Annotated in this window: 24 protein-coding genes; 11 read left to right on the plus strand and 13 right to left on the minus strand. The window is 60.9% G+C overall.

What is annotated here, in order from left to right:
• Positions 1-78 precede the first annotated feature (78 nt).
• The 5 genes from AC5V87_RS27940 to AC5V87_RS27960 all read left to right on the plus strand — a co-directional run bounded on the left by AC5V87_RS27940 (position 79) and on the right by AC5V87_RS27960 (position 6,041).
• Positions 79-3,054 carry an FAD-binding and (Fe-S)-binding domain-containing protein gene (locus AC5V87_RS27940; protein ID WP_495368368.1) on the plus strand — a complete coding sequence of 992 codons (2,976 nt, stop codon included), beginning with the start codon at positions 79-81 and terminating at the stop codon, positions 3,052-3,054.
• Entirely contained in the window at positions 3,047-3,475 is a 429-nt protein-coding gene (locus AC5V87_RS27945; protein WP_495368370.1) for a GlcG/HbpS family heme-binding protein, read from the plus strand. Before AC5V87_RS27940 ends, AC5V87_RS27945 begins: the two co-directional genes overlap by 8 nt.
• A 1,006-nt stretch (positions 3,476-4,481) precedes the next feature.
• The gene (locus AC5V87_RS27950; RefSeq protein ID WP_456837187.1) at positions 4,482-5,060 is read left to right on the plus strand and encodes a DUF2939 domain-containing protein; all 579 of its coding nucleotides are present in this window, start codon (positions 4,482-4,484) and stop codon (positions 5,058-5,060) included.
• A gap of 121 nt (positions 5,061-5,181) precedes the next feature.
• Complete coding sequence (locus AC5V87_RS27955) at positions 5,182-5,364, plus strand: hypothetical protein (protein ID WP_456837186.1); 183 nt, start codon at positions 5,182-5,184, stop codon at positions 5,362-5,364.
• A 419-nt stretch (positions 5,365-5,783) separates the two neighbouring features.
• Positions 5,784-6,041, plus strand: a complete 258-nt coding sequence (locus tag AC5V87_RS27960; protein ID WP_456837185.1) for a hypothetical protein — start codon at positions 5,784-5,786, stop codon at positions 6,039-6,041.
• Positions 6,042-6,790: 749 nt separating this feature from the next.
• Here AC5V87_RS27960 and AC5V87_RS27965 read toward each other — a convergent pair.
• The 3 genes from AC5V87_RS27965 to AC5V87_RS27975 form a co-directional block, all read right to left on the minus strand.
• Positions 6,791-7,096 (minus strand): hypothetical protein, encoded by a 306-nt coding sequence (locus tag AC5V87_RS27965; protein ID WP_495368371.1) that lies wholly within the window; start codon positions 7,094-7,096, stop codon positions 6,791-6,793.
• Between the two features lie 943 nt (positions 7,097-8,039).
• On the minus strand, positions 8,040-8,171 hold the full coding sequence (locus AC5V87_RS27970; RefSeq protein ID WP_495368372.1) for a hypothetical protein: 132 nt from the start codon (positions 8,169-8,171) through the stop codon (positions 8,040-8,042).
• A 961-nt stretch (positions 8,172-9,132) separates the two neighbouring features.
• A complete protein-coding gene (locus AC5V87_RS27975) occupies positions 9,133-9,564 on the minus strand; it encodes a hypothetical protein (protein WP_495368373.1) in 432 nt (143 codons plus the stop codon).
• Positions 9,565-9,684: 120 nt separating this feature from the next.
• On the opposite strand from AC5V87_RS27975, the gene AC5V87_RS27980 reads away from it, so the two are divergent.
• Entirely contained in the window at positions 9,685-10,026 is a 342-nt protein-coding gene (locus tag AC5V87_RS27980) for an acyltransferase family protein (protein ID WP_495368375.1), read from the plus strand.
• A gap of 939 nt (positions 10,027-10,965) precedes the next feature.
• On the opposite strand, the gene AC5V87_RS27985 is transcribed toward AC5V87_RS27980, so the two are convergent.
• Positions 10,966-11,742, minus strand: coding sequence for an outer membrane protein (locus AC5V87_RS27985; protein WP_495368376.1), 777 nt, complete (start codon positions 11,740-11,742; stop codon positions 10,966-10,968).
• Positions 11,743-12,041: 299 nt separating this feature from the next.
• A complete protein-coding gene (locus tag AC5V87_RS27990; protein WP_495368378.1) occupies positions 12,042-12,296 on the minus strand; it encodes a hypothetical protein in 255 nt (84 codons plus the stop codon).
• Between the two features lie 114 nt (positions 12,297-12,410).
• Here AC5V87_RS27990 and AC5V87_RS27995 point away from each other — a divergent pair, with 114 nt between their 5' ends.
• The 4 genes from AC5V87_RS27995 (at position 12,411) to AC5V87_RS28010 (ending at position 14,704) form a co-directional block, all read left to right on the plus strand.
• Positions 12,411-12,770 (plus strand): hypothetical protein, encoded by a 360-nt coding sequence (locus tag AC5V87_RS27995; RefSeq protein ID WP_495368380.1) that lies wholly within the window; start codon positions 12,411-12,413, stop codon positions 12,768-12,770.
• A 546-nt stretch (positions 12,771-13,316) separates the two neighbouring features.
• Positions 13,317-13,793: an ATP-dependent DNA ligase gene (locus tag AC5V87_RS28000; protein ID WP_495368381.1), complete on the plus strand. Its 477-nt coding sequence runs from the start codon at positions 13,317-13,319 to the stop codon at positions 13,791-13,793.
• 370 nt (positions 13,794-14,163) lie between these two features.
• Positions 14,164-14,349 (plus strand): hypothetical protein, encoded by a 186-nt coding sequence (locus AC5V87_RS28005; protein WP_495368382.1) that lies wholly within the window; start codon positions 14,164-14,166, stop codon positions 14,347-14,349.
• Positions 14,350-14,395: 46 nt separating this feature from the next.
• Positions 14,396-14,704: a hypothetical protein gene (locus tag AC5V87_RS28010; protein ID WP_495368383.1), complete on the plus strand. Its 309-nt coding sequence runs from the start codon at positions 14,396-14,398 to the stop codon at positions 14,702-14,704.
• 756 nt (positions 14,705-15,460) lie between these two features.
• On the opposite strand, the gene AC5V87_RS28015 is transcribed toward AC5V87_RS28010, so the two are convergent.
• Both AC5V87_RS28015 and AC5V87_RS28020 read right to left on the minus strand, forming a co-directional pair.
• Complete coding sequence (locus tag AC5V87_RS28015) at positions 15,461-15,652, minus strand: DUF3606 domain-containing protein (protein ID WP_495368384.1); 192 nt, start codon at positions 15,650-15,652, stop codon at positions 15,461-15,463.
• 110 nt (positions 15,653-15,762) lie between these two features.
• Positions 15,763-15,975: an ATP dependent DNA ligase gene (locus tag AC5V87_RS28020; RefSeq protein WP_495371951.1), complete on the minus strand. Its 213-nt coding sequence runs from the start codon at positions 15,973-15,975 to the stop codon at positions 15,763-15,765.
• A 165-nt stretch (positions 15,976-16,140) separates the two neighbouring features.
• Between AC5V87_RS28020 and AC5V87_RS28025 the strand changes: the two genes are divergently transcribed.
• Complete coding sequence (locus AC5V87_RS28025) at positions 16,141-16,374, plus strand: hypothetical protein (protein WP_495368385.1); 234 nt, start codon at positions 16,141-16,143, stop codon at positions 16,372-16,374.
• Between the two features lie 361 nt (positions 16,375-16,735).
• On the opposite strand, the gene AC5V87_RS28030 is transcribed toward AC5V87_RS28025, so the two are convergent.
• The 6 genes from AC5V87_RS28030 to AC5V87_RS28055 form a co-directional block, all read right to left on the minus strand.
• Positions 16,736-17,011, minus strand: a complete 276-nt coding sequence (locus AC5V87_RS28030) for a hypothetical protein (protein ID WP_495368386.1) — start codon at positions 17,009-17,011, stop codon at positions 16,736-16,738.
• A complete protein-coding gene (locus AC5V87_RS28035) occupies positions 17,005-17,199 on the minus strand; it encodes a hypothetical protein (RefSeq protein WP_495368387.1) in 195 nt (64 codons plus the stop codon). Before AC5V87_RS28035 ends, AC5V87_RS28030 begins: the two co-directional genes overlap by 7 nt.
• Before the next feature lie 216 nt (positions 17,200-17,415).
• Positions 17,416-17,592, minus strand: coding sequence for a DUF2934 domain-containing protein (locus AC5V87_RS28040; RefSeq protein ID WP_342737408.1), 177 nt, complete (start codon positions 17,590-17,592; stop codon positions 17,416-17,418).
• A 938-nt stretch (positions 17,593-18,530) separates the two neighbouring features.
• Positions 18,531-19,313, minus strand: coding sequence for an ABC transporter permease (locus AC5V87_RS28045; RefSeq protein WP_495368388.1), 783 nt, complete (start codon positions 19,311-19,313; stop codon positions 18,531-18,533).
• Positions 19,313-20,125: an ABC transporter permease gene (locus tag AC5V87_RS28050; protein WP_495371952.1), complete on the minus strand. Its 813-nt coding sequence runs from the start codon at positions 20,123-20,125 to the stop codon at positions 19,313-19,315. The genes AC5V87_RS28045 and AC5V87_RS28050 overlap by 1 nt, the downstream gene beginning before the upstream one ends.
• A gap of 68 nt (positions 20,126-20,193) precedes the next feature.
• Positions 20,194-21,243 (minus strand): ABC transporter substrate-binding protein, encoded by a 1,050-nt coding sequence (locus tag AC5V87_RS28055; protein ID WP_495368389.1) that lies wholly within the window; start codon positions 21,241-21,243, stop codon positions 20,194-20,196.
• Positions 21,244-21,248: the final 5 nt, after the last annotated feature.

Genomic DNA, 21,248 nt, shown 5'->3' on the forward strand with positions numbered 1-21,248 from the left:
TCATCATATAATCGGTCGAAAGCCATAATGAATAACTCAGCAAGGCGTGAGCCTCGCTGGGGCAGTCCGGGATCAGGGATGACAAACGCCTCCTCGCTCGAACGGCGCCTGCGGTCGGAAGTGACCGGCGACGTCCTGTTCGACCCCTTCAGCCGCGGCCGCTACGCCACCGACGCCTCGTTCTACCAGATCATGCCGGCGGGCGTGGTGGTGCCGAAGACCATGGGCGAGGCCTTGAGGGCGCTGGCGATCGCCCGCGACGAGGGGCTGAAGGTCACCCCGCGCGGCGGCGGCACCTCGCAATGCGGCCAGACCGTGAATGACGGCCTCGTGGTCGATCTCTCGAAGCACCTCAACCGCATCCTGTCGCTCGATGTCGAGGGCCGCACCTGCGTGGTCGAGCCCGGCATCGTGCTCGACGACCTCAACCGCCAGCTCAGAAAGCACGGCCTGTGGTTTCCGGTCGACGTCTCCACGGCGTCGCGCGCCACGATCGGCGGGATGGCCGGCAACAATTCCTGCGGCGGCCGCTCGCTCCGCTACGGCACCATGCGCGACAACACGCTGTCGATGGAGGCCGCGCTCGCCGACGGCACGCTGAGCCGTTTCGGCGAGGTCTCGCGCGATCTCTCCGACGTCGATGTGCCCGACAGCACCCGCGCGCTGTTCCGCGACATGCTCGATCTCGGCAGCCGCGAGGCGGATGAGATCGCGGCGCGCTTTCCAAAGGTGCAGCGCCGCGTCGGCGGCTACAATCTCGACGCCCTGGTGCCGCGCAATGCGCCGAGCAACATGGCGCATCTGCTGGTCGGCTCGGAAGGCACCCTCGCCTTCACCACCAAGGTCGAGCTGAAGCTGTGGCCCGTCATCCGCAACAAGGCGCTCGGCGTCTGCCATTTCGGCAGTTTTTACGAGGCGATGGATGCGGCGCAGCACCTCGTCAAGCTGAAGCCGATCGCGGTCGAGCTGGTCGACCGCACCATGATCGCGCTCGGCCGCGACATCGCGATGTTTCGCCCGATCATCTCCGCTGCGATCAAGGGCGATCCGGACGCGGTGCTGGTGGTCGAGTTCGCTGAAGAAGATCAGGCGGACAACCTTGTACGCCTCAAGCAGCTCACCGAGCTGATGGGCGATCTCGGCTTCGGCTGGAACAACGAGCCGCGCAAATGGGGCGGCGTGGTCGAGATCACCGAGCCGGCGCTGCAAAGCGGCATCGCCGATTTCCGCGCCGCCGGCCTCAACGTCATGATGTCGATGAAGCAGGAGGGCAAGCCGGTCTCGTTCGTCGAGGACTGCGCCGTGCCGCTGCCGCACCTCGCCGACTACACCGCGCGGCTGAACGAGGTGTTTGCCAAGCACGGCACCAGCGGCACGATGTATGCGCACGCCTCCGAGGGCTGTCTGCACGTGCGGCCCGTGTTGAACCTGAAGCTGGACAAGGACGTCAAGGCGATGCGCGCCATCGCCGAGGAGGCTTTCGCGCTGGTGCGCGAGTACAAGGGCTCGCATTCCGGCGAGCATGGCGACGGCCTGGTGCGCTCCGAATTCCACGAGACGATGTTCGGCGAGCGCCTCGTCGCCGATTTCAGGGAGGTGAAGCAGCGCTTCGATCCCGAAGGCGTCCTCAATCCCGGCAAGATCGTCGACGCGCCCAAAATGGACGATCGCTCGCTGTTCCGCTTCAAGCCCGACTATCGCGTTGGCGAGCTGAAAACAAAACTCGACTGGTCCGCCTATCCCGGCGCCGGCGGTGGTTTCCAGGGCGCGGTCGAGATGTGCAACAACAACGGCGCCTGCCGCAAGCTCGAGGGCGGCGTGATGTGCCCGTCCTATCGCGCCACGCGCAACGAGAAGGACGTCACGCGAGGGCGCGCCAACACGCTGCGGCTCGCGATATCAGGCCAGCTCGGCCCCGATGCGCTCGCCTCCGACGAGATGATGGAGACCTTGAAACTCTGCGTCTCCTGCAAGGCCTGCCGCCACGAATGCCCAACCGGCGTCGACATGGCCAAGATGAAGATCGAGGTGCTCGCCGCGCGCGCCGCAAGCCACGGCCTGACGCTGCGCGACCGCCTGGTCGGCTACTTGCCGCGCTATGCCGGCCTTGCCGCGCGCTTTGCGCCGCTGGCGAATTGGCGCAACCACAGCCCGCTGCTGCGAAAGCTGTTCGAGTGGTTTGCCGGCATCAGCGCACGCCGCGCCCTGCCCGCCTTCCGTAGCGACGTGTTCGTGCCGCCCGCTGATAGCGTCGGTCCGGAAAGTGGCCGTGAGGTCGTGCTGTTCGCCGATACGTTCAACCGCATCTACGAGCGCGAGAATCTCGACGCCGCGCTCCGCGTGCTCGCGGCCGGCGCCTATCGGGTGCACATGCCAAAGCCCGCGAGCGGCAGCCGCCCGCTCTGCTGCGGCCGCACCTTCCTCTCAGCTGGTCTCGTCGATGAAGCGAGGGCCGAGCTCGACCGGCTCGTCGCGACCTTCGCTCCCTTTGCCGCGCGCGGCGTGCCGGTCGTCGGCCTCGAGCCGAGCTGCCTGCTGACGCTGCGCGACGAGCTCGGCTCGCTGCGCCAGGACAACGACGCCAAGGCGATCGGCGCCCACGCGCTCACCTTCGAGGAGTTTTTGGTGCGCGAGGCCGAGGCCGGCCGGCTGCAATTGCCACTCGGCGCCGTCGCTGACAAGGCCATGGTGCACGGCCATTGCCACCAAAAATCCTTCGGTGCCTTTAAGCCGGTCCAGCAGGTGCTGCGCCTCGTCCCCGACCTCACGGTCGAAACCATCGAGTCCAGCTGCTGCGGCATGGCCGGCGCCTTCGGCTATGGTGCGGACACCTATGATGCCTCGATCGAGATGGCCGAGCTGTCGCTGCTGCCCGCGGTGCGGCGCGCGGACCAGAGCACGCTGGTTGTCGCCGACGGCACCTCCTGCCGGCACCAGATCCATGACGGCGCCCAGCGCGAGGCGCTTCACGTCGCGCGCGTGCTGGCGATGAGCCTCGACCGCGCCGGAACCAATTCCACTTCAACCGCTGCAAAGGAAAACAGCCATGGCTGAGCTCACGCTCGACACCGGCCGAAAGATCCTCGACGCCGCCTTCGCAAAATCCGCCGAGCTGAAGCTGAAGCCGCTGGTCGTCACCATCCTGGATGCGCGCGGCGTGCTCAAGATCGCGGCGGCGCAGGACGGCACCAGCCTGATGCGCGCCGAGATCGCGCACGGCAAAGCCTATGGCGCACTCGCCATGGGCATGGGCTCGCGCGCCCTGTTCCAGCGCGCGCAGGAGCAGGCCTATTTCATCGACGCAGTGAACACGATTGCCAGGGGCGCGCTGGTCCCTGTCCCCGGCGGCGTGCTGATCATGGACAGGATGACTCTGCTCGGCGCCGTCGGCGTCTCGGGCGACACCTCCGACAATGATGAGGCCTGCGCGGTGGCTGGCATCCAGGCGGCCGGGCTGAAGGCCGACGCAGGTTAGCCCCAACCGGTCTTGCTAACTGGAGCAGGGATTCCGGTTTTGGCAGGTTTTTGATTCAGGATGCTGGCTGGAACGGAGTCCAGCATCCGATGACCCGACCTCTTTCCCGGCCGAACTCGGTTGCCGGACAATGCCAGCGGGGTTCAGCCGGCCGAGGCAGGTAGTCACCCCTCCGGATGGTTTGCATGCTGGGCGAAGCGGTCAAATGTATGCCGGAACCTCACCATAGCCGCCATCCCTGATCCGCCGCCCCCTTCCTCCGTGATTGCACCGCACAACGGGAATTTCTGGCAAATTCGTCGAATCAGCAGCAGGCTATCGATACCAAGTGCCCGGAGGGCGCAGCATGTTGGGCGGACTGCTCATCAGTCTCGCAATGTGGGGAATGCTGATGTGCGCGGTGCTGAAGCTTGCGACGCTGGTAGCGTAGCGGCTATCAGACTCTAACTAACAATCCAGCTTATCGCGAGAATGACGCCTCGGGTCAAAGCGTAAAGCCAGCCAGCCATGGCTCCCAGTACCACTGCGCCGAAACCCGCCTCTGTGGCGATGTCTTTTATTGCTCTTTTTTGAGAGGCATCCGCCGTCTTGGTGCCAGCTTGCTCCGCGCCATCCACGTGACCATACTCCACCCTGTCCGGGAAAAACCGGAAACCAGCAAACCATCGCTGCGTTCCTGGCCTCTCTTGTGTTCTTTTCGAGGCTGTGGATCCAATTTATGCCTGCGCCCCAACGGACGGGGGTACCGCACGCTTGATGGCTTCGAAGCGTTGGGTGCCGTCCAAAGCGCCTGGCGATCAGCGTTCTGGATGGTTGCGGATTCCGGTCGGACCGACCCGAGATCCCGGCGGCTCCCCTCCCCTTAATGGCGTGTGCTCGAGCTCCGCCGAGCACAGCCACCACCAGTCAGCTCCTGCTCTCGCCGGAGGATACAGGCGCATTGTGCTGCCGTCTTCTTGTGACATAAGCCATTGGAACGAAGCCCAACCATTTCGATTGCCGCATCATGAAGTGGCTTGTGGGCATCGTCACGGCTTTCCTGATCTTCCTTCTGGTATACGCGGGATCCGCTTTTGTTTCTGCCCTGAGCCTGGTTTCGGCCGTGAGGAGCGGAAACACTGCAGAGGTGATGGTTCGGACGAATTTGCCGCGCGTTCGCCATTCGCTCGTCGACCAAATAGTATCGGCCTATCTCCATCGTCTTGGCCAAAAGCGGCCTGTACGCGCGTTCGAACGAATGGCTATCAACGCGTTTGGCGCAACGATCGCGGATGATTTTGTGACCAAGCTCATGACGTCTGAAAATCTCTCCGTGCTACTGAAGAGTGGTACCGTTCGGAACGGAGCAGAGAACATCACTTTTGGGACGATGTCTTCACTTGCCGAGCTCGACGCCTCAAACTTCTTCGTTTTCGCAAGCCGGATCTCGCTAGTGAAGCCCGTCGAATTTTCCGTGAGGCTTGGCGAGAGTCAGGACGCCGGAAGCGTTAGCATGCACTTCGAAGGCTCGACCTGGAGACTCTCTGCTATCAAGCTACCACCAAAAGTGTTGTCCAGTATTGTGGACCGGCTACCGAGCCGCTGAGGCTTCGCGCCGCCGGCAAGGTCGCTGGCTGACGCTTGTCCTTGCTAAAATACATGCCTTGGTCATTGCGGCGCCCACATCTCCGACTACTGGGAGCGAAGTTTTTGTCAATGGAGTCGTTATGTCCAAAAAAGTGAAGAAGCGAGTCCGGCGCGAGTACACAGCGGCAGACGTCAAAGAGTTGCGCGCCCATTCAAGGGCACGGACTCCGGTCACGAAGATCGCTAAAGCTATGAAGCGAACCGAGGCATCCCTGCGTCAGAAAGCCAGAACGCTTGGCATGCCGCTCGGGCATGTTCGCTAGAGTCCCTCTTCGTTCTAACGTTCGTGGAAGGTTTTTCCTCTTCAGGGAAATTGGTTTCCACCGGAGAACCGACCGCGAACGTCACCGTCAGCGTTGGTGACTCCTGCCGGAGTGCCCAGACGGGATGTTCGCGACGATCTATAATCCGGGAGTAACATCGCCTGTACGCACAGGTGACGAAAGGCTAACGACAGAGTATCTCATGCCAACTTTGTTGCCTCGGGCAGAGCCTGGTTCATCGTCTCAGCGATGCCGGCCCTAAGTTGCCATCGACGGGAAGCGAGGTTGGGTAACTGGGGGGCGGAGTGCGTGAGAACCGCGCCCGCAGACAGCAAGAGTCCCCGCCAGCTCGCTTGCAATAGGTTGCTGAAAGTTTTTTTAAGACTTGTTTTCGCGCGAAGTGACTTTATCTCCGCGCTATGGATCTCAGCGACACCCAAGACTACGCGATTCAGGCAAAGCTAGCCGGTGTAATAGGCGCGACTGTGTTCTATCGCGTGTTCGCTGGCGTCAGATTTGCTGAAGTGGATGGACCCCTCTTGTACGTCTATGCGAAGGACGAAAGCATCGCCGCGGAGATCGAAGATGACTTCGCCTTGGTGATTTCGGATCTGGCTACGGAGATCTTGAAACAAGTGATTGAGGTTGTCGTCGTGCTGCCCAAAGTCCTTCGGTAGCAGTCGCTGGAAGCAACCCGCAGCTTGCCGCCAATGCGAAATAGCCAGTGAGGGCAGCTTGCAGGTCAAAAAACGGCCCCAGCACAACCCGCCGGAGCCGCTGTTGGAGGCCTCGACAGTAATGGGGGGCCGCCGAGGCATGCCGAGGTCTAGGGTGATTCGGCAATCGGGTCTGTACCCCTTTGGATATAAGCGGCGCCCTTGATCGCGCCCCCTGCGTGACCGACACACTTCGCTTTTCCACACCCACGGCGCCCAGTAGCCCGCGCCCGCTCGGAACCACCAGCTATTGATAAGGCGAGACACTTATGATGCCGCTTTGATGCCGGCATGCCTCGCCCTGTCCGACGCCACACGCCAACGCAGGCCGATGGTCGGCCGCTTAAGGTTCGGCGAGATGCGCGAGAGGGCCTACGCGGGATCCTGATCTACTGCCATTGCGGCCATCACGTCGCGCTGAGTGCCGATCGTTGGCCTGACGATGTTCGGCTGTCCGATCTCGAGCCGCGGTTTGTCTGCTAAGCCTGCGGATCACGCGGTGCCGATGTCCAGCCTGACTTCGAACGAGGCAATCAGCGGCTTGCGATCGCGGTCCGCCAAGACGCGGGCTGAGGCGGCCCGAGCGCTGCTCTGTTCGTTTGAGCACACCGGCCGAGGTTCTCGCCAGGAACACGGCCAGAGATGCGTCCATTTTTCCCTGGGTGATTCACATAACCGTAGGAATAGGCGTGGCGTACTTGTTAGGGGCATCAGGAGGACTGCTCTTGACTGACAGCGCCGCGCCTCGGAACAGATTTCTCGTTCGCATGGGAGGCCTCGGTTGGATGGTCTACGATCGTGAGCGCAAAGGCCCGGCGGTGGTCGGGACCGAGTTCGCAGCCAATCTGACGAAGGAGCAGGCAGAGCGAGCGTATGAAATCCTCACTGGCTCCCCACACCAACCCGACGCTGAGAAAGGCCCGCCAGCGTGAATTGGCGGGTATCTTGTATTTCACCGCCTTGCCCTGCAGAAGCGGCCTGTCCATCAACTCAGTTTGGTTTCCCGGCTCAGCCACTCGTCCAGCTCTCCTCGGGATCAATTCGCCAGGAAGGCGACACCCCCTCCGCCGTTCGAGCCGCCAGCCGGTACCCTTTCCGACGGAGCTTGGCCGCCAAATTCTTCGCGCTTGCCTCGTCGCTACACTCCACGGACATGCCTCCGTACACGACGACCCACTTGGAGGGTGGCTTGCGTTTCTCGGGGTGCCGTCGCCTCGAAAAGTGGCGCATGACCATGAACCCCAAAATGCTAGACCTTCAGAGTTTAACTATCATTAGACACTCTGTTGAGATGTTTCGCAAAGAAAAGCAACCTCAATGCGATTATGCCGCATGCACGCGCGAGTTGTGACTGCGGGCGCGAATAGAATGTACGGATTAACTCCAGCGATTTGGTCCACGTCATCAGCCCGAGTACAAAGCCCGCCAGCGTGAACCGGCGGGGTCTGACTCCAGTTTTACTTTTTCAGGCAAAGACCAATCGTCGGTGAAGTGCCGCACTTTCCGCCATCCGCGCTGCCACCACTGGGGCAGAACACCGACACAAGCGTTTCGCTGCTGTCGCAATTGACGGCGCCGTCCGCCTGCAACGCTCGGATGTTGACCGACGCCGGATCGCCTTTGTCTCCCTTGTCACCCTTCGGCCCCTGTGGTCCTTGGGGTCCTTGAGCGCCTGCTGCCCCCTGAGGACCTGGCACGCCCTGAATCCCCTGGGCACCTTGCGGGCCAGCCGGCCCCTGGGGTCCTGGATCACCCTTTGGCCCAGGCTCTCTGCCACATGCTGCAAGTACGAGTGCGGCGGCCATTACAGCCGCCATAATCAATTTCTGCATTGCGATCCTCCCGGTGATCGAAGCCATTAAACTGGTCGCTTAAGAGGGCCGCAAGAGAGAAGCCCGCCGGCTGTTAGACCAGCGGGCTCCTGGTCGTTTACCGCCTCAAAGCCGCCGGCGACATCGATTAGGCCGGCCGCTCCAGCGGCAGCACCGCGCCACGGCAAAGCCGCTCCATGCGCGCGAGCTTGTCGATGTCGTCTGGTGCTGCCCCATGGCGCCGATCAGACTCCGACGATGAGTCCGCCGTCAAGGTCATTGAGATGGCCTCATGGGTTACTCCCGGAGCGCATCTCACTTTGCCGCTCCTTCCCTGTACAGTGGCTTTGCGCGCGGCGGAGCGCACGGAGACGAACGGCTCCGGCGTGTCCGCCAGCCTCGCGCGCCGGGGCCGTTATCGCGTGCAGTATCGAAGCGCCCTGGCAGCTCAAATGGGGCGGGAGCGTATGATTAACTTGGTGGTCGCAATTTGAGGGCGCAAACCAAGGGGAAACAAAATGCGTGCCTTTTTTGTGGTATTCTTCGCATTGGCTCCGCTTTTCCAGGCTCATTCACAAGAGGCAGCTCAAGGCAGAGCCGAGACGTCCGGAAGGGCAGATCCTAGCCTCCGCGAGGTCTGCACCTACACGATACGCGGGTATCCACAAGACGTTCCGGCGGGCGTGAATCTATGTTAGCGCGCACCATACCCGTATTTGTCGGAATATGGGCTATTGCACTGTGAACCAAAATACAACTTCCAAGAGATCACTCTGGTGAAACGCGGCGATCCTCGCTGCGAGCGATACGAGATCCGTCAATAGGGATGAACGACCTGAACTGGCGGGCCTGCGTGCGCTGGCACCGTCGAACAATCATTAGTCGACCCGGCAACGACCAGAGGTCGCACTTCGTGATGCCGTGCATATCAGGTGCGAAACCATCGACCTCCACGACTCTCGGCTTCCTGTGCGAGCTTAAGCCACTCGGCGGCCAAGCGCTGCCACTCTTCCTTGTCTAGGGCGCTGATCGCCTTCTCCGCAAGGTGGAGGCAATCCTCGGCTTCCTTGCGGAAGAGTTCTGCGTCCGTCACGGCCATGGTGCAAAGGTAACGCACAAGACAGGGCAAAGTTGAAGGCCCGCGCCGATCGCGGCTGGCTCGAGCTGCACGAGAGCGGGACCTATTGCGGCTGCTGACGCCAGGGGGAAGATCTGCTGGCAAAGGCGCGACGCTGAACTGACTAAGTCGGTGGCCCTTCCGGCTCTCCAACTGATCGGGACAAAGTTCGGTATGCTCGTTCTGCCTGCTCCTTCGTCAGATTAGCTGCCCAATCGGTCCCGATCAGCGCAGGTCCCTTGCGCTCTCGATCGTAAACCATCCAACCAGTGCCTCCCATTCGAACAACAAATCTGCTTGCCCTAGCCCCTCTTTCACTCACCATTGCCTCCTCTTCTTTATCAGGATGCAAATTTGATTGTGCTCCCTCAAGGATTGCATTTTTATGAAACGGCTGGCAATGCCGGGCCGGGTCGCGCTCTGGTTTGGTAAATAGGGCGATGCCAAAAGGCACAGCGGGTTCACATTTGTTGTCGCCGGAACTGAAGCTACCGGGAAGATTCGGCAAGCCGGGGCTGGCTCCATAGTTCACGTAGATCGTTTTCACCCGGTTCATTTGACCTTGCGCGGGCCGCAGCGATTGAGTTCGCTGCGGCCTTCGTCGAACCGGCGGGGTCGCCTCAGCTCGCGAGCGCTGCGACGTACGCCTCTGGCAAGCCCATTTCCGAGCGATCGCTTGCAACGCATCAACATATTCGGGATTACCGCTCGTTCCCTGCGGCGAACCCGGCACATTGAAACAAAGGGCGAGCTCAGCCGGAATGTCCAGAGGGCTCTTGAATGGCGCCCCCTGCTGTCTCTCGGAAAGATCTCCTATTCTCTCTACCTTTGGCACATGATCGTGATTGGCGTGCTGTTTCGAGTGCTCAACGGCCTACCGCCGCTGCTTATTGGCGCCCTCTGTATGCTTTGCAGCGTCGCCATCGCGGCGCTGATGTACAGATTAACCGAACTTCCATTCATCAGACTTGGCCGACTTTACTGCGCAAAATGCTACCAGCCCAATGTTGCCGCGTGAGGCGAGCACGCGAATCGGAGAGTGCGGCCTTAACGAAGGCGAATTCATCCAGGAGCCTGTGAGCCGGAATGTTTCGGGAGACGCGCCACCGCCAATCGAGTTGTCTAACATGGTCATGCAGTCGATTTGAGGGGCGTCTCGCTGGCGATGTATGAGATCGAAGGCGTAGATGAAGCCGAGCTCAAATCTCGTGTGGCGGCGCTCTTAGAAGCACATGCTGCCATCGAGGTCTGGGACGGGTCGAGGCTGGTAATGCGGGTAGCTCGAGACCAGAGGAGCGGCGCCAGTTAAGGCGGAGCGGACGTTCACTACCGCACCGCGCCCGGCCGGCCACCGCGAATAACCCGCTAGTGGACGCAGCCGCCGACACCCTCGCAAGAGCACGGTGTGGCACGGCGTCCGGTGCTATTCAAATGGTTTCGCGCTAGAGAGCCCATCTCGGTGAGATTTCCCGCTGTCGATCCGAGTCCGTTCGCGCGGACCAAGGTACTACCACTCGGACGTAGCGCTCGGCGGGCCCCAGCTCCACTTGCCTGGCACATACGGAGCTGCATCATCGGCGGCCTGTTCTGCTTCAGGCACCTTCGAGCGACGCGACACGGGAGCATGGTTTGGAGCGACCTTGGTGTGGTCGTTGCGTCCCGCAGGGCTCTGAGCGACATCATTTGGCATGCTGGACTCCCAAATAACGAAGGGGCTTTTTAGCAGACGTCTATCGCTGACAGCTGTGACTGAATGGCCACATTCCCTGCCATTTAGAGGTAGTTCTGAGCAGCCCGTCCTCCGGCAGCTTTGATTTTGGGGGCTGGCCGCGGAACCTGTCGCATCAAGGAAGTGCAAACCAGTTTGACTCCAGCCTTGTTGCAGGAGCCCATTCGGTGCCCACCCACAAGGCCGGCTCGCTGAGCCGGCCTATCATTTTCGTTCAGCTGACGCTGCTTAGTACTTCGCGACGACCGGTCCACCCCAACGGTAGTTCACCCGAACCAGCCCCATGTCGACATCCTGTCCAATGCGAGCCGTCCCGAAAACGCCGCCAGCCGGAGTGGTGAAAACCGTATCGTGATGTCCCAGGAAGATATGATCATACTCGAAGCCGACCGACCAATTCGGCGCAAAACCAAACTCGATGCCAGCGCCGACCGTCGCTCCCCAACGGGTGTCGCGTGAAGACGCCAAGAGCGTGCCAGCTCCAACGAACCCAGGCGGAATGTAAGTGTCGAAGCGATCTCCAACCACAGCTGCGCCGCCCTTCACGTAGAGCAGCACATTATTCCAGGCATATCCCACCTGGCCAGTGATCAAACCAAACGAGTCGATCCGTGAGCGATTGTCAGCCCCAGTGAAAAGACCAATGTTGCTGCCCGTGAAATCGGCCCAGTTGCCCTGCCCCTCAAGGCCGAACACCCAGTTGGCCGATTGCCAACGGTAGCCGATCTGACCACCGGCAGTGCCGCCGGTCGCGTTGTGGCAGCCCTCGGCAGCCGCCGGCGCGACTGGGACGACGCCAACCGCGACGATGTCGGCGCAGGTATGCGAGGAGCCATAACCTCCGTTGACGCCGATGTAGAAGCCGCTCCAGTCATAGATTGTCGCGACTACGGGTGGCGGAGCCTTGGTGTACGGACGTGCAGCCAAGTCCGCTGCACTGGCTGGAGCCGTCAAGCCCAGAGCCAGCGCTCCGGCGCCAGCGGCGACTGCAAACAGTTTCTTCATGCGCATTGTCTCCCCAGGAAAGAACTTCAGTGAATCGGTGCGTTCGCCACCTGCAAAGAAATGATAATCGCTTGACCTGCTCGTTGCTGTAGCCAGGTTGCAACACTTGCCAAAGACAACGCGGCGGAGATTCCCGATTGTTGTCAAGCACGTGGAACCTAAAGCTCGTTGGAATGCATATGTGACGGCTGGGCTGCCGTCGTCGAGCGACCAATAAGCCGCGGGCGATTTCAGCGCTCGGTATTCTAGGGACGGGAAGCTGCAGACAAGCTTACAAACATGGCGAAGCATTTCACCATCTATTTCGGGTCCTTGTTCCGGAACGGATCCGCGGCCTTGTCATAGCCTCGGCGGCTGCTGAAGAACATCAAGGCCATCAAGCCGCAGCCCATAACCAGCGAGAAGAACGAGCCAGGGCCGAGTGCGATCCAGCCGCTTTCGTCCATAGCAACATCCTCCACCCCGTTAGTCGCATTCCAGGTCCACGCGATGCCGAACGCGGCAAGGCTTCCTCCAAGCCCGCCGCCGGCCTGGCAAGAGCGGCCCCGGCCCATACTTCCCAAGCCTGAGAGCCGGGGCCGTCTCTCCGCCCTTCCTGCAGCGCATGCGGGGCGTGATACGCCTTCTCGCTGCCTATCTTGGACTCCGGTCACTGGAAGTTCTTGCGTATGGCCTTCCCTTCGATCATCCCGAACGATCGCCTCGACAAAGATTTCTATTTGGTCCTGGAGGAATTCCGGGATGGCGCAGCGTTTGGCGAGACTGACGAAGGCATCACCTACGCCACGCTGATCGGAGACATGCTCGCCGGGCAATACGATCAGGTCCTTCGCGTCGTGGCATTCAATCCGGTCGAGGGGTGGTCCCGAGACGCCTCCGAAGATGTGGCGCGCGAACTTGAGCGCCGCATTTCTGCCGAAGGCCACGAGATCTCCGATGCGCTGAAAGACTTCGTCGAGAGCCAGCTCGGCCACGCAATCGGCGTCCAGTTGGCGCTCCCGTTGCGGATGGCGGGCTATGCCTCGTGAAGGCAACCCGCAAGGCAACTGGTCGCAACGCGAGGGCGACCACTTCATCGGCTGCAAGATCTGGGGCGAATTGCTCGATGTGCGCGACCTCGGCTAGGTGCTCGAACATCTGCACGGGCGGCCGATCGAGGAAGAGCCGACACAGCATTGAAGGGAGGTCCGGCATGACTTGCGCGCGCTGCGACGGCACGCACTGGGTTTGCGAGAACCACCCTGAGCGCCCGTGGGAAGGACCGCTGGCCTGCGGCTGCGGCGGCGCGGGTGCGCCCTGCCCCGTCTGCAACAGGGTCGGCCCCGACGAGATGCCATCGCTGCCAATCGGGTTCGAGACCAGCTTCACGACCACCGACATCATGCGTCCTTTTCTTCGCAAGCCAACGAAACCATAGCGGCCTCTGAACCACCGAGACTCATTTTCAACGATGCGTAAAGCGTTTGAGTTTTGCCTGCCGACGGCCGCCAATTCTGTCCCTGATGGGCCCGACTGGATTCACGAAGTCAAATACGACGGCTACCGCCTGATGGTGGTGCGAGAAGAACGATCGCGTGCGGCTGTTCATTAGGAACGGCCACGACGGGACCAAGCGCTACTCCTTGATCGTCGAGGCCGCGTTGAAGAACCGGCAGAAGCACTTTGTGATCGACGGCGAAGCGGTGGTGCTGACTATGACCGGCATCCCCGACTGGGAGGCACTGCACTCGCGCAAGCACGACGACGAGGTCCAGCTCTACGCCTTCGACATCCTCGCCGGCGACGGCGACGATTTCCGCGGCCTGCCGCTGAAGCTGCGCAAGCCGCACCTCGCCCGGCTGCTGGCGTTCCGCCCCGAGGGCATCTTCGCTGCACCGTTCGAGCAGGGCGAGATCGGCCCCGACCTGTTCCGGCACGCCTGCCCATGGGTCTCGAAGGGCTGGTTTCGAAACGCTGCGACCGGCGATAGCGGTGGTCGATCGAAGGACTGGATCAAGGTCAAGAACCGGACGCATCCGGCGATGACACGTGTGGCGGACGCGCTCACGTAAGGGGCGTCTTAGACTCCGTCGCGGGCCTATGGCGATCGATCCATATAGCTTTGGCACGACATCTCGGTCGGCATTGCATCCAACCATGCTTGCAGCTAGTGGTCGTTATTTCGCGCAGTAGTTGGATTTTTGTTCACGCAGGAGCGACCTTGAGTTGTTTGACGAAGTTTTGCCGAAACAGAAGGCTGCTACATTAGCTTTTTAGGTAATTAGCCCTGTTCTTTTTTGTGCCGACAACCAAGTCGGCCAACTGCACATTTCGACGCTCGAACGCCAGGTTGTGAACGAGCTGTCGGAGAGTCGGTCAAAGGGCCAACGTCAGAAAACTCTCGAAAGACATTCTAGGTCGTCTTCAAACACGGGGGCAACCATGCCTGCCATATTCGATGTGCTTTATCACCAATACTGCCGCGCCCGCCTCGCTGAAATGCGGAAACAGCTTTTGATTGTGAAACAGGATCCTGCGGGTCTAGAGGCCGATTACAATCGTGCTGATCAGGATGGAATCGGCAGGATAGACACGCAGCAGGAGATTGCTTGCGCCGCAGGGAATTGAAGCGGCCGCGAGCTACAACTTCATTTCGGTTGTGAGGGCTCAGCTCATGACGAAGAATTTTTTCAAGCGCCCCGTGATCGATGTGCTGGTCGCCATGTTTGTCACGGCAATCGCGATTGAACTGACCTCGTCGGGAGGATCTATTGTTGCAGGCGTTGCTGCTTCTATTCCCGGCCCATTTCATCTTGCGACGGAAATGACAGTTACAAACAGAGAGCCGAGCAAACCGAAGCTCGCCCGCGCACCAACAGGCTGTCCGCTTCGATCTGCTCCTCCTCAATGGAAGGCGGACGGACTTCTCGAGCCGCCTACAGCTCCCGACCCAGGGCCGCCGAGCGCTGCCGTTGAGGATTAACGGGAAGGGCAAGCCGAAGCTTTGCTCACGTTCGCTCGCGGCGCGGACTGAAATGAAGAATGGTTTAGTGGACGGAGGCTTCCAATGCTCGCAGTAGTCAAATGGAACTCGCGACATAGTACTCGCGAATGGGTAGTGATGGCCGTGGGGCTTCTGATCGGCACAGAGGAAAATCGGCAGAACGGCGAAAGGAAGCCACTCTGGAAGCGCTTCGACGACACTCACCATTGGGATGAAACTGCGGAGGAATGGGTCCCTAACCTAGACCGCTGACCGCGCAGCGCATGTGGCTTCATCGGCCATTGTCTGTCGCGTTCTGGACGGCGTCTTGCTAGCGGCTCTAGGTGCTACGTTTCATCGTCTCTCGTCCGTCGCGGCGCATCTCTCGGCAAGCCCCATCATCTGGTCGCGCCGCTGCGCCGACGCGGTGATCTCGCGCAGCATCCGCGTGAAGCCGGCGAGGAACAGAGCGCGAGCGACTGCGCCTGCGAGCTGGCGACGATGACTCGCGCTGACCGCCGCATCAGCGCGGCGAAGTGCGCGTCTCGAACAACTGTTTGCCGGCGCCGCACTGACAGTCGTCAGGCTTTTTGGTCCAAGCGGGAGTTCTTACTGATCCAGCCGAGCCCGTGGCTGATAAGTTCGCAGGGCTAAACCAAGAACAGCCCTCCGACCATATGCGCGAAGGTTATCACAAGGCCGGGCAGGCAAACGGCTACAGCGATGTCGATGTAGAACAGCAGCCACTCGCGGTCCTTATTGCGCATCTGCCTCTTTGCCCAACTCCTTACGTACCGTTGCTGCGGAGTTGCCTACCTTATCGACTGCTTTCTGAAGCTCTTCGCGGGTCACGCCGAGAGCATGGGTCCAGTACTTTACCTCGTGAGCTTCGTGCATGTTTATTTTGCTGCGATCGGGCTGGCCTCGCTTGGTGAGACTATCAGTCACGTTCTTCCTCCCTATTCTTGTGTACTGAACGCAACTAGGAACGCCGGGTTCCTTTGCTCAGTCCTTTGAACGAGCTGGCGTGTAGCGCGGCAATCTGGGTAGGAAGTCTTCTATCCTGATCGCCGCGCGACACTGGCGCGAAGCAACCCCTCAGAGGATATGTCCCGGTACTCAATATCCGCCAAGAACTTAGGTTCGACCCATGTGGCCTTTGGCTTTCTAATGGGCTTGGTGAGCTTCTGCTTTGGGCTCACGACGGTATTAAGCGCCTTACGAATCTTGGCAGATGTTATGCGATTCCAACCCTTGCCGACCTTCCACATGTAGACGAGATCCTTCCCTTCGTGTTGGCCGAGATAGAGAGCTGCAACACCGGTGGATGTTTTATAAAGCCGACGACGGGCTATTTGCCCTTCTGGACGGCCTTGATCTTCTGCCAAGCTTCCACGCGATCCGATCTGTACGGAGCATCTACCCGCTTGGAGACGATGCCTTCGATCCTGATCCCCTCTCGCAAGGTCGGCCTGCAGCTCGGAGAAGTTAGGCCGCCCCTCGTGGATAACGACGACCTCACCGTCAACGATCGCCTGACCTTTGATGTCGAAGGCGCCGGCGACGACGGAGAATTTGTGGACCCAGTTGTGGCCGCTTCGCGTGTAGGCGCGGCGGTCATCTCCATCGATGCGAAGCTGGATGCGGTAACGTCGTTTTTGACTTCATGAATCCACTGCGCACCCGAAGGCGCCTTCATCTTCACGATCGCAAGGTGGGGCAATAAACCCGGGCATCGGACGGGCTTCCGGCTCGTTGCCCGATGCCCTGACAGGCTTTGCCACTCACGCAACTCACAAAAAGCCCGCCGTCGGGTTGGGGCAACAGCGGGCAGTCTACCTACCTCAATCAATGAGTCACGAACGCTAAGTCGCCTTCTGAGTTCCTGCGCGTTCTCGGATACAACCGAAATCGCGCTTCTTCGGTTGTATTCTCAACGTCAACGAGAACGCCCGCCGAACGGCAAGAGCGCGGTGTGACAAAGCTCCCCTTTGCGATGGCGGCCCGGAAGAAGAGTCTGCGTACTGGCATTTACATCGGCCCGGAAAGCGGCACGGTCAGGCCGAGAAGAAGTAACGACGGGATGTCAGTCTGGCTCCGAGGCCCAATGCCGTACGGCTTGTTGAGGAAGAACTCACGGTTGCCCGGCGCGGCCTCGGCGTACTCATCGATCGCGACCTGGATGGCGAGGACGTGATCGCGACACCAGCCCTCGCGGGTACCGAGCCTTCTCACAAGGTCAAGCGCCTTGATGTATTCGGGCGGGTTTTCCCAGTCTGAAAAATACTGCGGATGAACTCTCACCATTTCCGCCCCCCGAGCACCCGCGGTTTTATCTCGCGCGGTTCAGCCTTCTTCTTCTCATCCCGTTGGGCACAGAGATCATCCACCTTTGCTTGCATCCGCGCGAGGAGGGCTTCGGCCGATGCCGTTCCTATCCCGGCCCGTTGGAGCTGGAGGATTTCCGTGCGCTGACGGCTGATCTGCGCGCGCATGCGCTCGTCTCCGACAGGACGAATTCGAATGTGGGCATGGTCTAACCTGGGATTTCGTTCAATAGAACGAAACAAGAACCCCAGAGTCAAGCTCGCTCGCAAAACGCCGCCCGCTTAAATGACCCGCGGGCGGCGGCTTTCCAGCCCCGAGAGGGTGTCGTGCAAAATCTCAGCAGCTGGAGCTAAGCACGGTCTGAACCGAAACTTTGCGGCAGCTCAGACCGGCAGATTATCCGTCATTCCGGGAGGCACCTCGCCCAATTCCCTCCGTTCGGCAAGAAGCTGCTTCTCAGCCTCGTACCAAAATGTGTCCATCTGTCCCGCCGGCTCCCCGGCCTCTGTCCAGAGATGATACGCCCGAACGCGGATTTCTTCTTCGCTTAGACCAGCCATGACTTTCTCCTTTCAGAAGCAAGCGTTGGCGAAACGCCGAGTTCCTGTCATGCGGCAATGAGAGCGCTCATCTTCACCTTGCCCTCCGCGCATCCAATCTAAAGTCGGCCCAAAAATTCTTCGTAGATGAACAAACGAGCAAGCCGGCATTAACAAAGGCTTGAGCCAGGCCAAGGCGAGCCAGCAACCAATTTGTGCCAATTGCTCATTCTTTCGGCGCATCGGAATCCAATAACCCGCGTTTTCACTAATGCGGGTCCTGGCGGTGACACCTCGTCCGCGAGCCTCACCTCCTCCATCCGCGCAGCCCTCGCCGGCCAACGGCGGGGGCTTGTCGCTATTCTCGCGGGGCCGGAAGATCAGGCTGCGCGGCGCTTCTTTCGCGAGCTCGCCGGCCTTGCCTTTTTGCGCCCGACCTTAGAATCACGTGCGACGGAGGCGAGCGAAGCGGCAAGGATTTCGCGCTGAGCCTCGAGCCAGTGCGCTTCGGCGTTGCCGTCCCGGTTGATAACGATTCAATCCGCGAAACGGAAGTGCAGGCTCAGGCGAGGTAGGACACGTCCTTTGCACGTGATGCCAACTCGGCCTCAATCTTGTCGATCTCCGCCTGATTGCTCGCAATGAAGGCAGCAAGCTCGTCCCGAGATCTTTCGGAAAGCGATGCTGTGAAGAAGTGTCCTTGCGCGTCGGGGCGATGTGCCCTGCCCGATCCAACACTTTAGTCGAGAGATCTGCTCGGACGCGCGCACTCACGAAGATAGGGCGATGAAGCGCGTCGTTTGATTCGGGCGTCACCACGCCAGGGACGTTCTGCCTTAAGCTCGCGAGCATCGCCTCATTCTCTTCCGAAGTGCGCTGCCAGCGGCTGTGCCTCCGTGCACTTCTGCCATGAGACTGGCTAACGGAAAATACAGCGCATCATTAGCTAGGGATTTGCGCTACGCGTTGCCTTTCTGTCGTGCAGTTGCGGCCAGCACCAGCATGAAGGAGGCCACCGTCATTAACGTCGAAATGGCTGCAATAGTCGGGTCGATCTCGTCGCGGAGAGCGGTGAACATGCGCTTGGTCAACGGCTGGTACTGGCCGCCGGAGATGAACAGCGCGACGATAGTCTCGTCCATGGCCGAGATGAAGGCGAAGATTCCGCCCGCAACCACGCTCGACTTGATCTGCGGCAGCGTCACCGCGAAGAAGCTGCGCAGGCGGTTCATGCCCAGGCTCCGCGCCACCATCTCCTGCGTGGGATCGAAACTCTGCAGGCCCGCGAGCACCGAGATGACGACATAGGGCAGGCCCAGCATCACGTTCGCCAGCACGAGGCCGGGCATGGTCGCGACCAGACCGACCTTGGCATAGACGAAGAAGATGCCGACGGCGGTGATAATGATCGGCACCACTAGCGGCAACAGCAGCGCCATGTGGATGAGGCGCATGATCCATAGCTTCGACTGGCTGATGGCGTATGCGGCGGCCACCCCGAACGGGGTCGCGATCACGACGGTGAGGAGCGCAACCGTCAGCGTCACGCGCGTCGCCTGCATCCAGGCGGGATTGGAGAAATATTGTTGGTACCAGCGCAGCGAGAAGGACGGCGGCGGAAAGGTCAGGAAGCGCGCGCTGGAGAACGAGATCGGCGCGATGATCAGGACGGGGATGATCAGAAAGACCAGCACCAGCGCGCTGATCACGTAGAGGGCACTCCGTGCGGGTGAGGCGCGCATTACTTCTGCCCCAGCACGCGATCGAGCGAGATGAAGCGGCTGACGACGAAGAAGATCGCGAGCACGCTGAGGAGCAGCACCACGGCAACCGCGCTCGCAGCCCCAAACTGGTTGTAGAGCTCGACATTGCGGCTCACCAGCATGGACACCATGACGGTGCGGCCGCCGCCAAGCAGCTCCGGCGTGATGTAGAAGCCGAGGCAGAGCACGAACACCATGGTGCAGCCCGCAAGCACACCCGGCAGCGACAGCGGCAGGAACACGCGAAAGAAAGTCAGCGACGGGCTCGCGCCGAGGCTGGCGCCAGCCTGCATCAGATCGTTCGGAATCTTCTGCATGGTGGCGTAGAGCGGCAGCACCATGAACGGCAGCAGGATGTGCACGGTCGCGACCACCGTGCCGAAGGTGTTATGGACCAGCGCCAGCGGCTCGGAGATCACATCAAGGTAGCGCAAGAACTGGTTGATGACGCCGGTGCGCTGGAGCAGCGCCAGCCAGGCATAGGCGCGGACCAGCACGGACGTCCAGAACGGCAGCACGACCAGCGACAGGATGAGGATACTCCATCCCTTCGATACGGAATTGGCGAGATAGGCCACGGGATAACCAAGCAGCAGCGCGATCACTGTCACCGCGAGGCTGATCTCGAATGTCAGCGCAAAGCTCCGCCAGTAGACGTCTTCGGCGAAGACGCGGCGATAATTCTCCAGCGTGAAGCCGTCGTGATAGATCGACTGCCAGGCCAGCCAGCCGACTGGCAGCACGATCAGAGCCAGGATCACCAGCAGCGCCGGCGACGCGAGCGCTAGCATCAGGCCGTGCTCGCGGCGCTGATGCTTCTGCGATGGATCTGGCGCGGATGTCGTCAACGCTGCCTCGCCTACTTCTGCATGAATGACGCCCAGCGCTTCTCGGCGGCCTCCCCCGCCGGCGACGACCACCAGGCATAGGACATCAGCGCCTGCTTGGCTGCATTGGCCGGCTCGCTCGGCAATTGAGCGGCACGCTCGGGCTTGATCACGCCGGTCTCGAACGCCTTGGGATTGCCAGGGCCATAGTCGATCTGCAACGGCAGATTGGCCTGGTGCACGGGATCGACGGCCTCGTTGACGAATTTCACCGCCGTGTCGAGATTCGGCGCGCCCTTGAGGATGCAGAGCGAGGTGCTCTGCAGGATGCCCTGGTTGTAGGTGAACGACACCTTGGCGCCTTCCTTGGCGACAGCGCTGACGCGGCCGTTCCACGCCATCTCCATGTCGACCTCGCCGTCATTGAGGAGCTGCGCCGACTGCGCGCCCGAGGTCCACCACACCGTGATGTGCGGCTTGATCTCCTCCAGCTTCTTGAACGCGCGGTCGACGTCGAGCGGATAGAGCTTGTCCGGCGCGACACCGTCGGCCATCAGTGCCGCTTCGAGCGTCGCGAACGGGTGGTTGCGCAGCGCGCGGCGGCCGGGGAATTTCTTGACGTCCCAGAAATCCGCCCAGCTATTCGGCGCGTCCTTCGGAAAGGTCTTCTGGCTGTAGGCCAGCACGCTGGAATAGAACTCGTAGGATACCGAATAGGGACTGCGATACGCCTCCGGCATCGCCGCGCCGTTTGGAATCTTCGAGAAGTCGAGCTTCTCGATCAGCCCCTGCTCGCCGCCACGCAGGCAGTTGCCGGTGGGGGTGTCCACGACGTCCCAGATCGGCTTGCCGCTGCCGACCTGGGTCTTGATCGCGGGCCAGGCGTCGGGAATGGAGTCCTGGTTGATGGTGATGCCGAGCTTCTTGGCGGAGGGATCGAGGATCGCCACCGTCTGCGCCTGCTGATAGGCACCGCCCTGCGAGACGAAGGTGATCTGCTCGGCAGCATCGGCCGCGGTGCCGGTCAGCGCGAACGCGCCAAGCAGGGCGCAACCAAATCCAAACTTCTGCTTCATCGTCATCCTCA

Source organism: Bradyrhizobium sp. SOJA106, from assembly GCF_059448745.1.

Coding starts and splice junctions, on each gene's coding strand:
- AC5V87_RS28030 (WP_495368386.1), bottom strand. CDS start 17,011: ATGGTGAGAGTTCATCCGCAGTATTTTTCAGACTGGGAAAACCCGCCC.
- AC5V87_RS27960 (WP_456837185.1), top strand. CDS start 5,784: ATGGATCTCAGCGACACCCAAGACTACGCGATTCAGGCAAAGCTAGCC.
- AC5V87_RS27950 (WP_456837187.1), top strand. CDS start 4,482: ATGAAGTGGCTTGTGGGCATCGTCACGGCTTTCCTGATCTTCCTTCTG.
- AC5V87_RS28005 (WP_495368382.1), top strand. CDS start 14,164: ATGCCTGCCATATTCGATGTGCTTTATCACCAATACTGCCGCGCCCGC.
- AC5V87_RS28040 (WP_342737408.1), bottom strand. CDS start 17,592: ATGGCTGGTCTAAGCGAAGAAGAAATCCGCGTTCGGGCGTATCATCTC.
- AC5V87_RS27970 (WP_495368372.1), bottom strand. CDS start 8,171: ATGACCTTGACGGCGGACTCATCGTCGGAGTCTGATCGGCGCCATGGG.
- AC5V87_RS27995 (WP_495368380.1), top strand. CDS start 12,411: ATGGCCTTCCCTTCGATCATCCCGAACGATCGCCTCGACAAAGATTTC.
- AC5V87_RS27945 (WP_495368370.1), top strand. CDS start 3,047: ATGGCTGAGCTCACGCTCGACACCGGCCGAAAGATCCTCGACGCCGCC.
- AC5V87_RS28045 (WP_495368388.1), bottom strand. CDS start 19,313: ATGCGCGCCTCACCCGCACGGAGTGCCCTCTACGTGATCAGCGCGCTG.
- AC5V87_RS27985 (WP_495368376.1), bottom strand. CDS start 11,742: ATGAAGAAACTGTTTGCAGTCGCCGCTGGCGCCGGAGCGCTGGCTCTG.
- AC5V87_RS28050 (WP_495371952.1), bottom strand. CDS start 20,125: ATGCTAGCGCTCGCGTCGCCGGCGCTGCTGGTGATCCTGGCTCTGATC.
- AC5V87_RS27940 (WP_495368368.1), top strand. CDS start 79: ATGACAAACGCCTCCTCGCTCGAACGGCGCCTGCGGTCGGAAGTGACC.
- AC5V87_RS27975 (WP_495368373.1), bottom strand. CDS start 9,564: ATGAACCGGGTGAAAACGATCTACGTGAACTATGGAGCCAGCCCCGGC.
- AC5V87_RS28020 (WP_495371951.1), bottom strand. CDS start 15,975: ATGTGGAAGGTCGGCAAGGGTTGGAATCGCATAACATCTGCCAAGATT.
- AC5V87_RS28055 (WP_495368389.1), bottom strand. CDS start 21,243: ATGACGATGAAGCAGAAGTTTGGATTTGGTTGCGCCCTGCTTGGCGCG.
- AC5V87_RS28010 (WP_495368383.1), top strand. CDS start 14,396: ATGACGAAGAATTTTTTCAAGCGCCCCGTGATCGATGTGCTGGTCGCC.
- AC5V87_RS28025 (WP_495368385.1), top strand. CDS start 16,141: ATGCCTTCGATCCTGATCCCCTCTCGCAAGGTCGGCCTGCAGCTCGGA.
- AC5V87_RS27990 (WP_495368378.1), bottom strand. CDS start 12,296: ATGGGCCGGGGCCGCTCTTGCCAGGCCGGCGGCGGGCTTGGAGGAAGC.
- AC5V87_RS28035 (WP_495368387.1), bottom strand. CDS start 17,199: ATGCGCGCGCAGATCAGCCGTCAGCGCACGGAAATCCTCCAGCTCCAA.
- AC5V87_RS27955 (WP_456837186.1), top strand. CDS start 5,182: ATGTCCAAAAAAGTGAAGAAGCGAGTCCGGCGCGAGTACACAGCGGCA.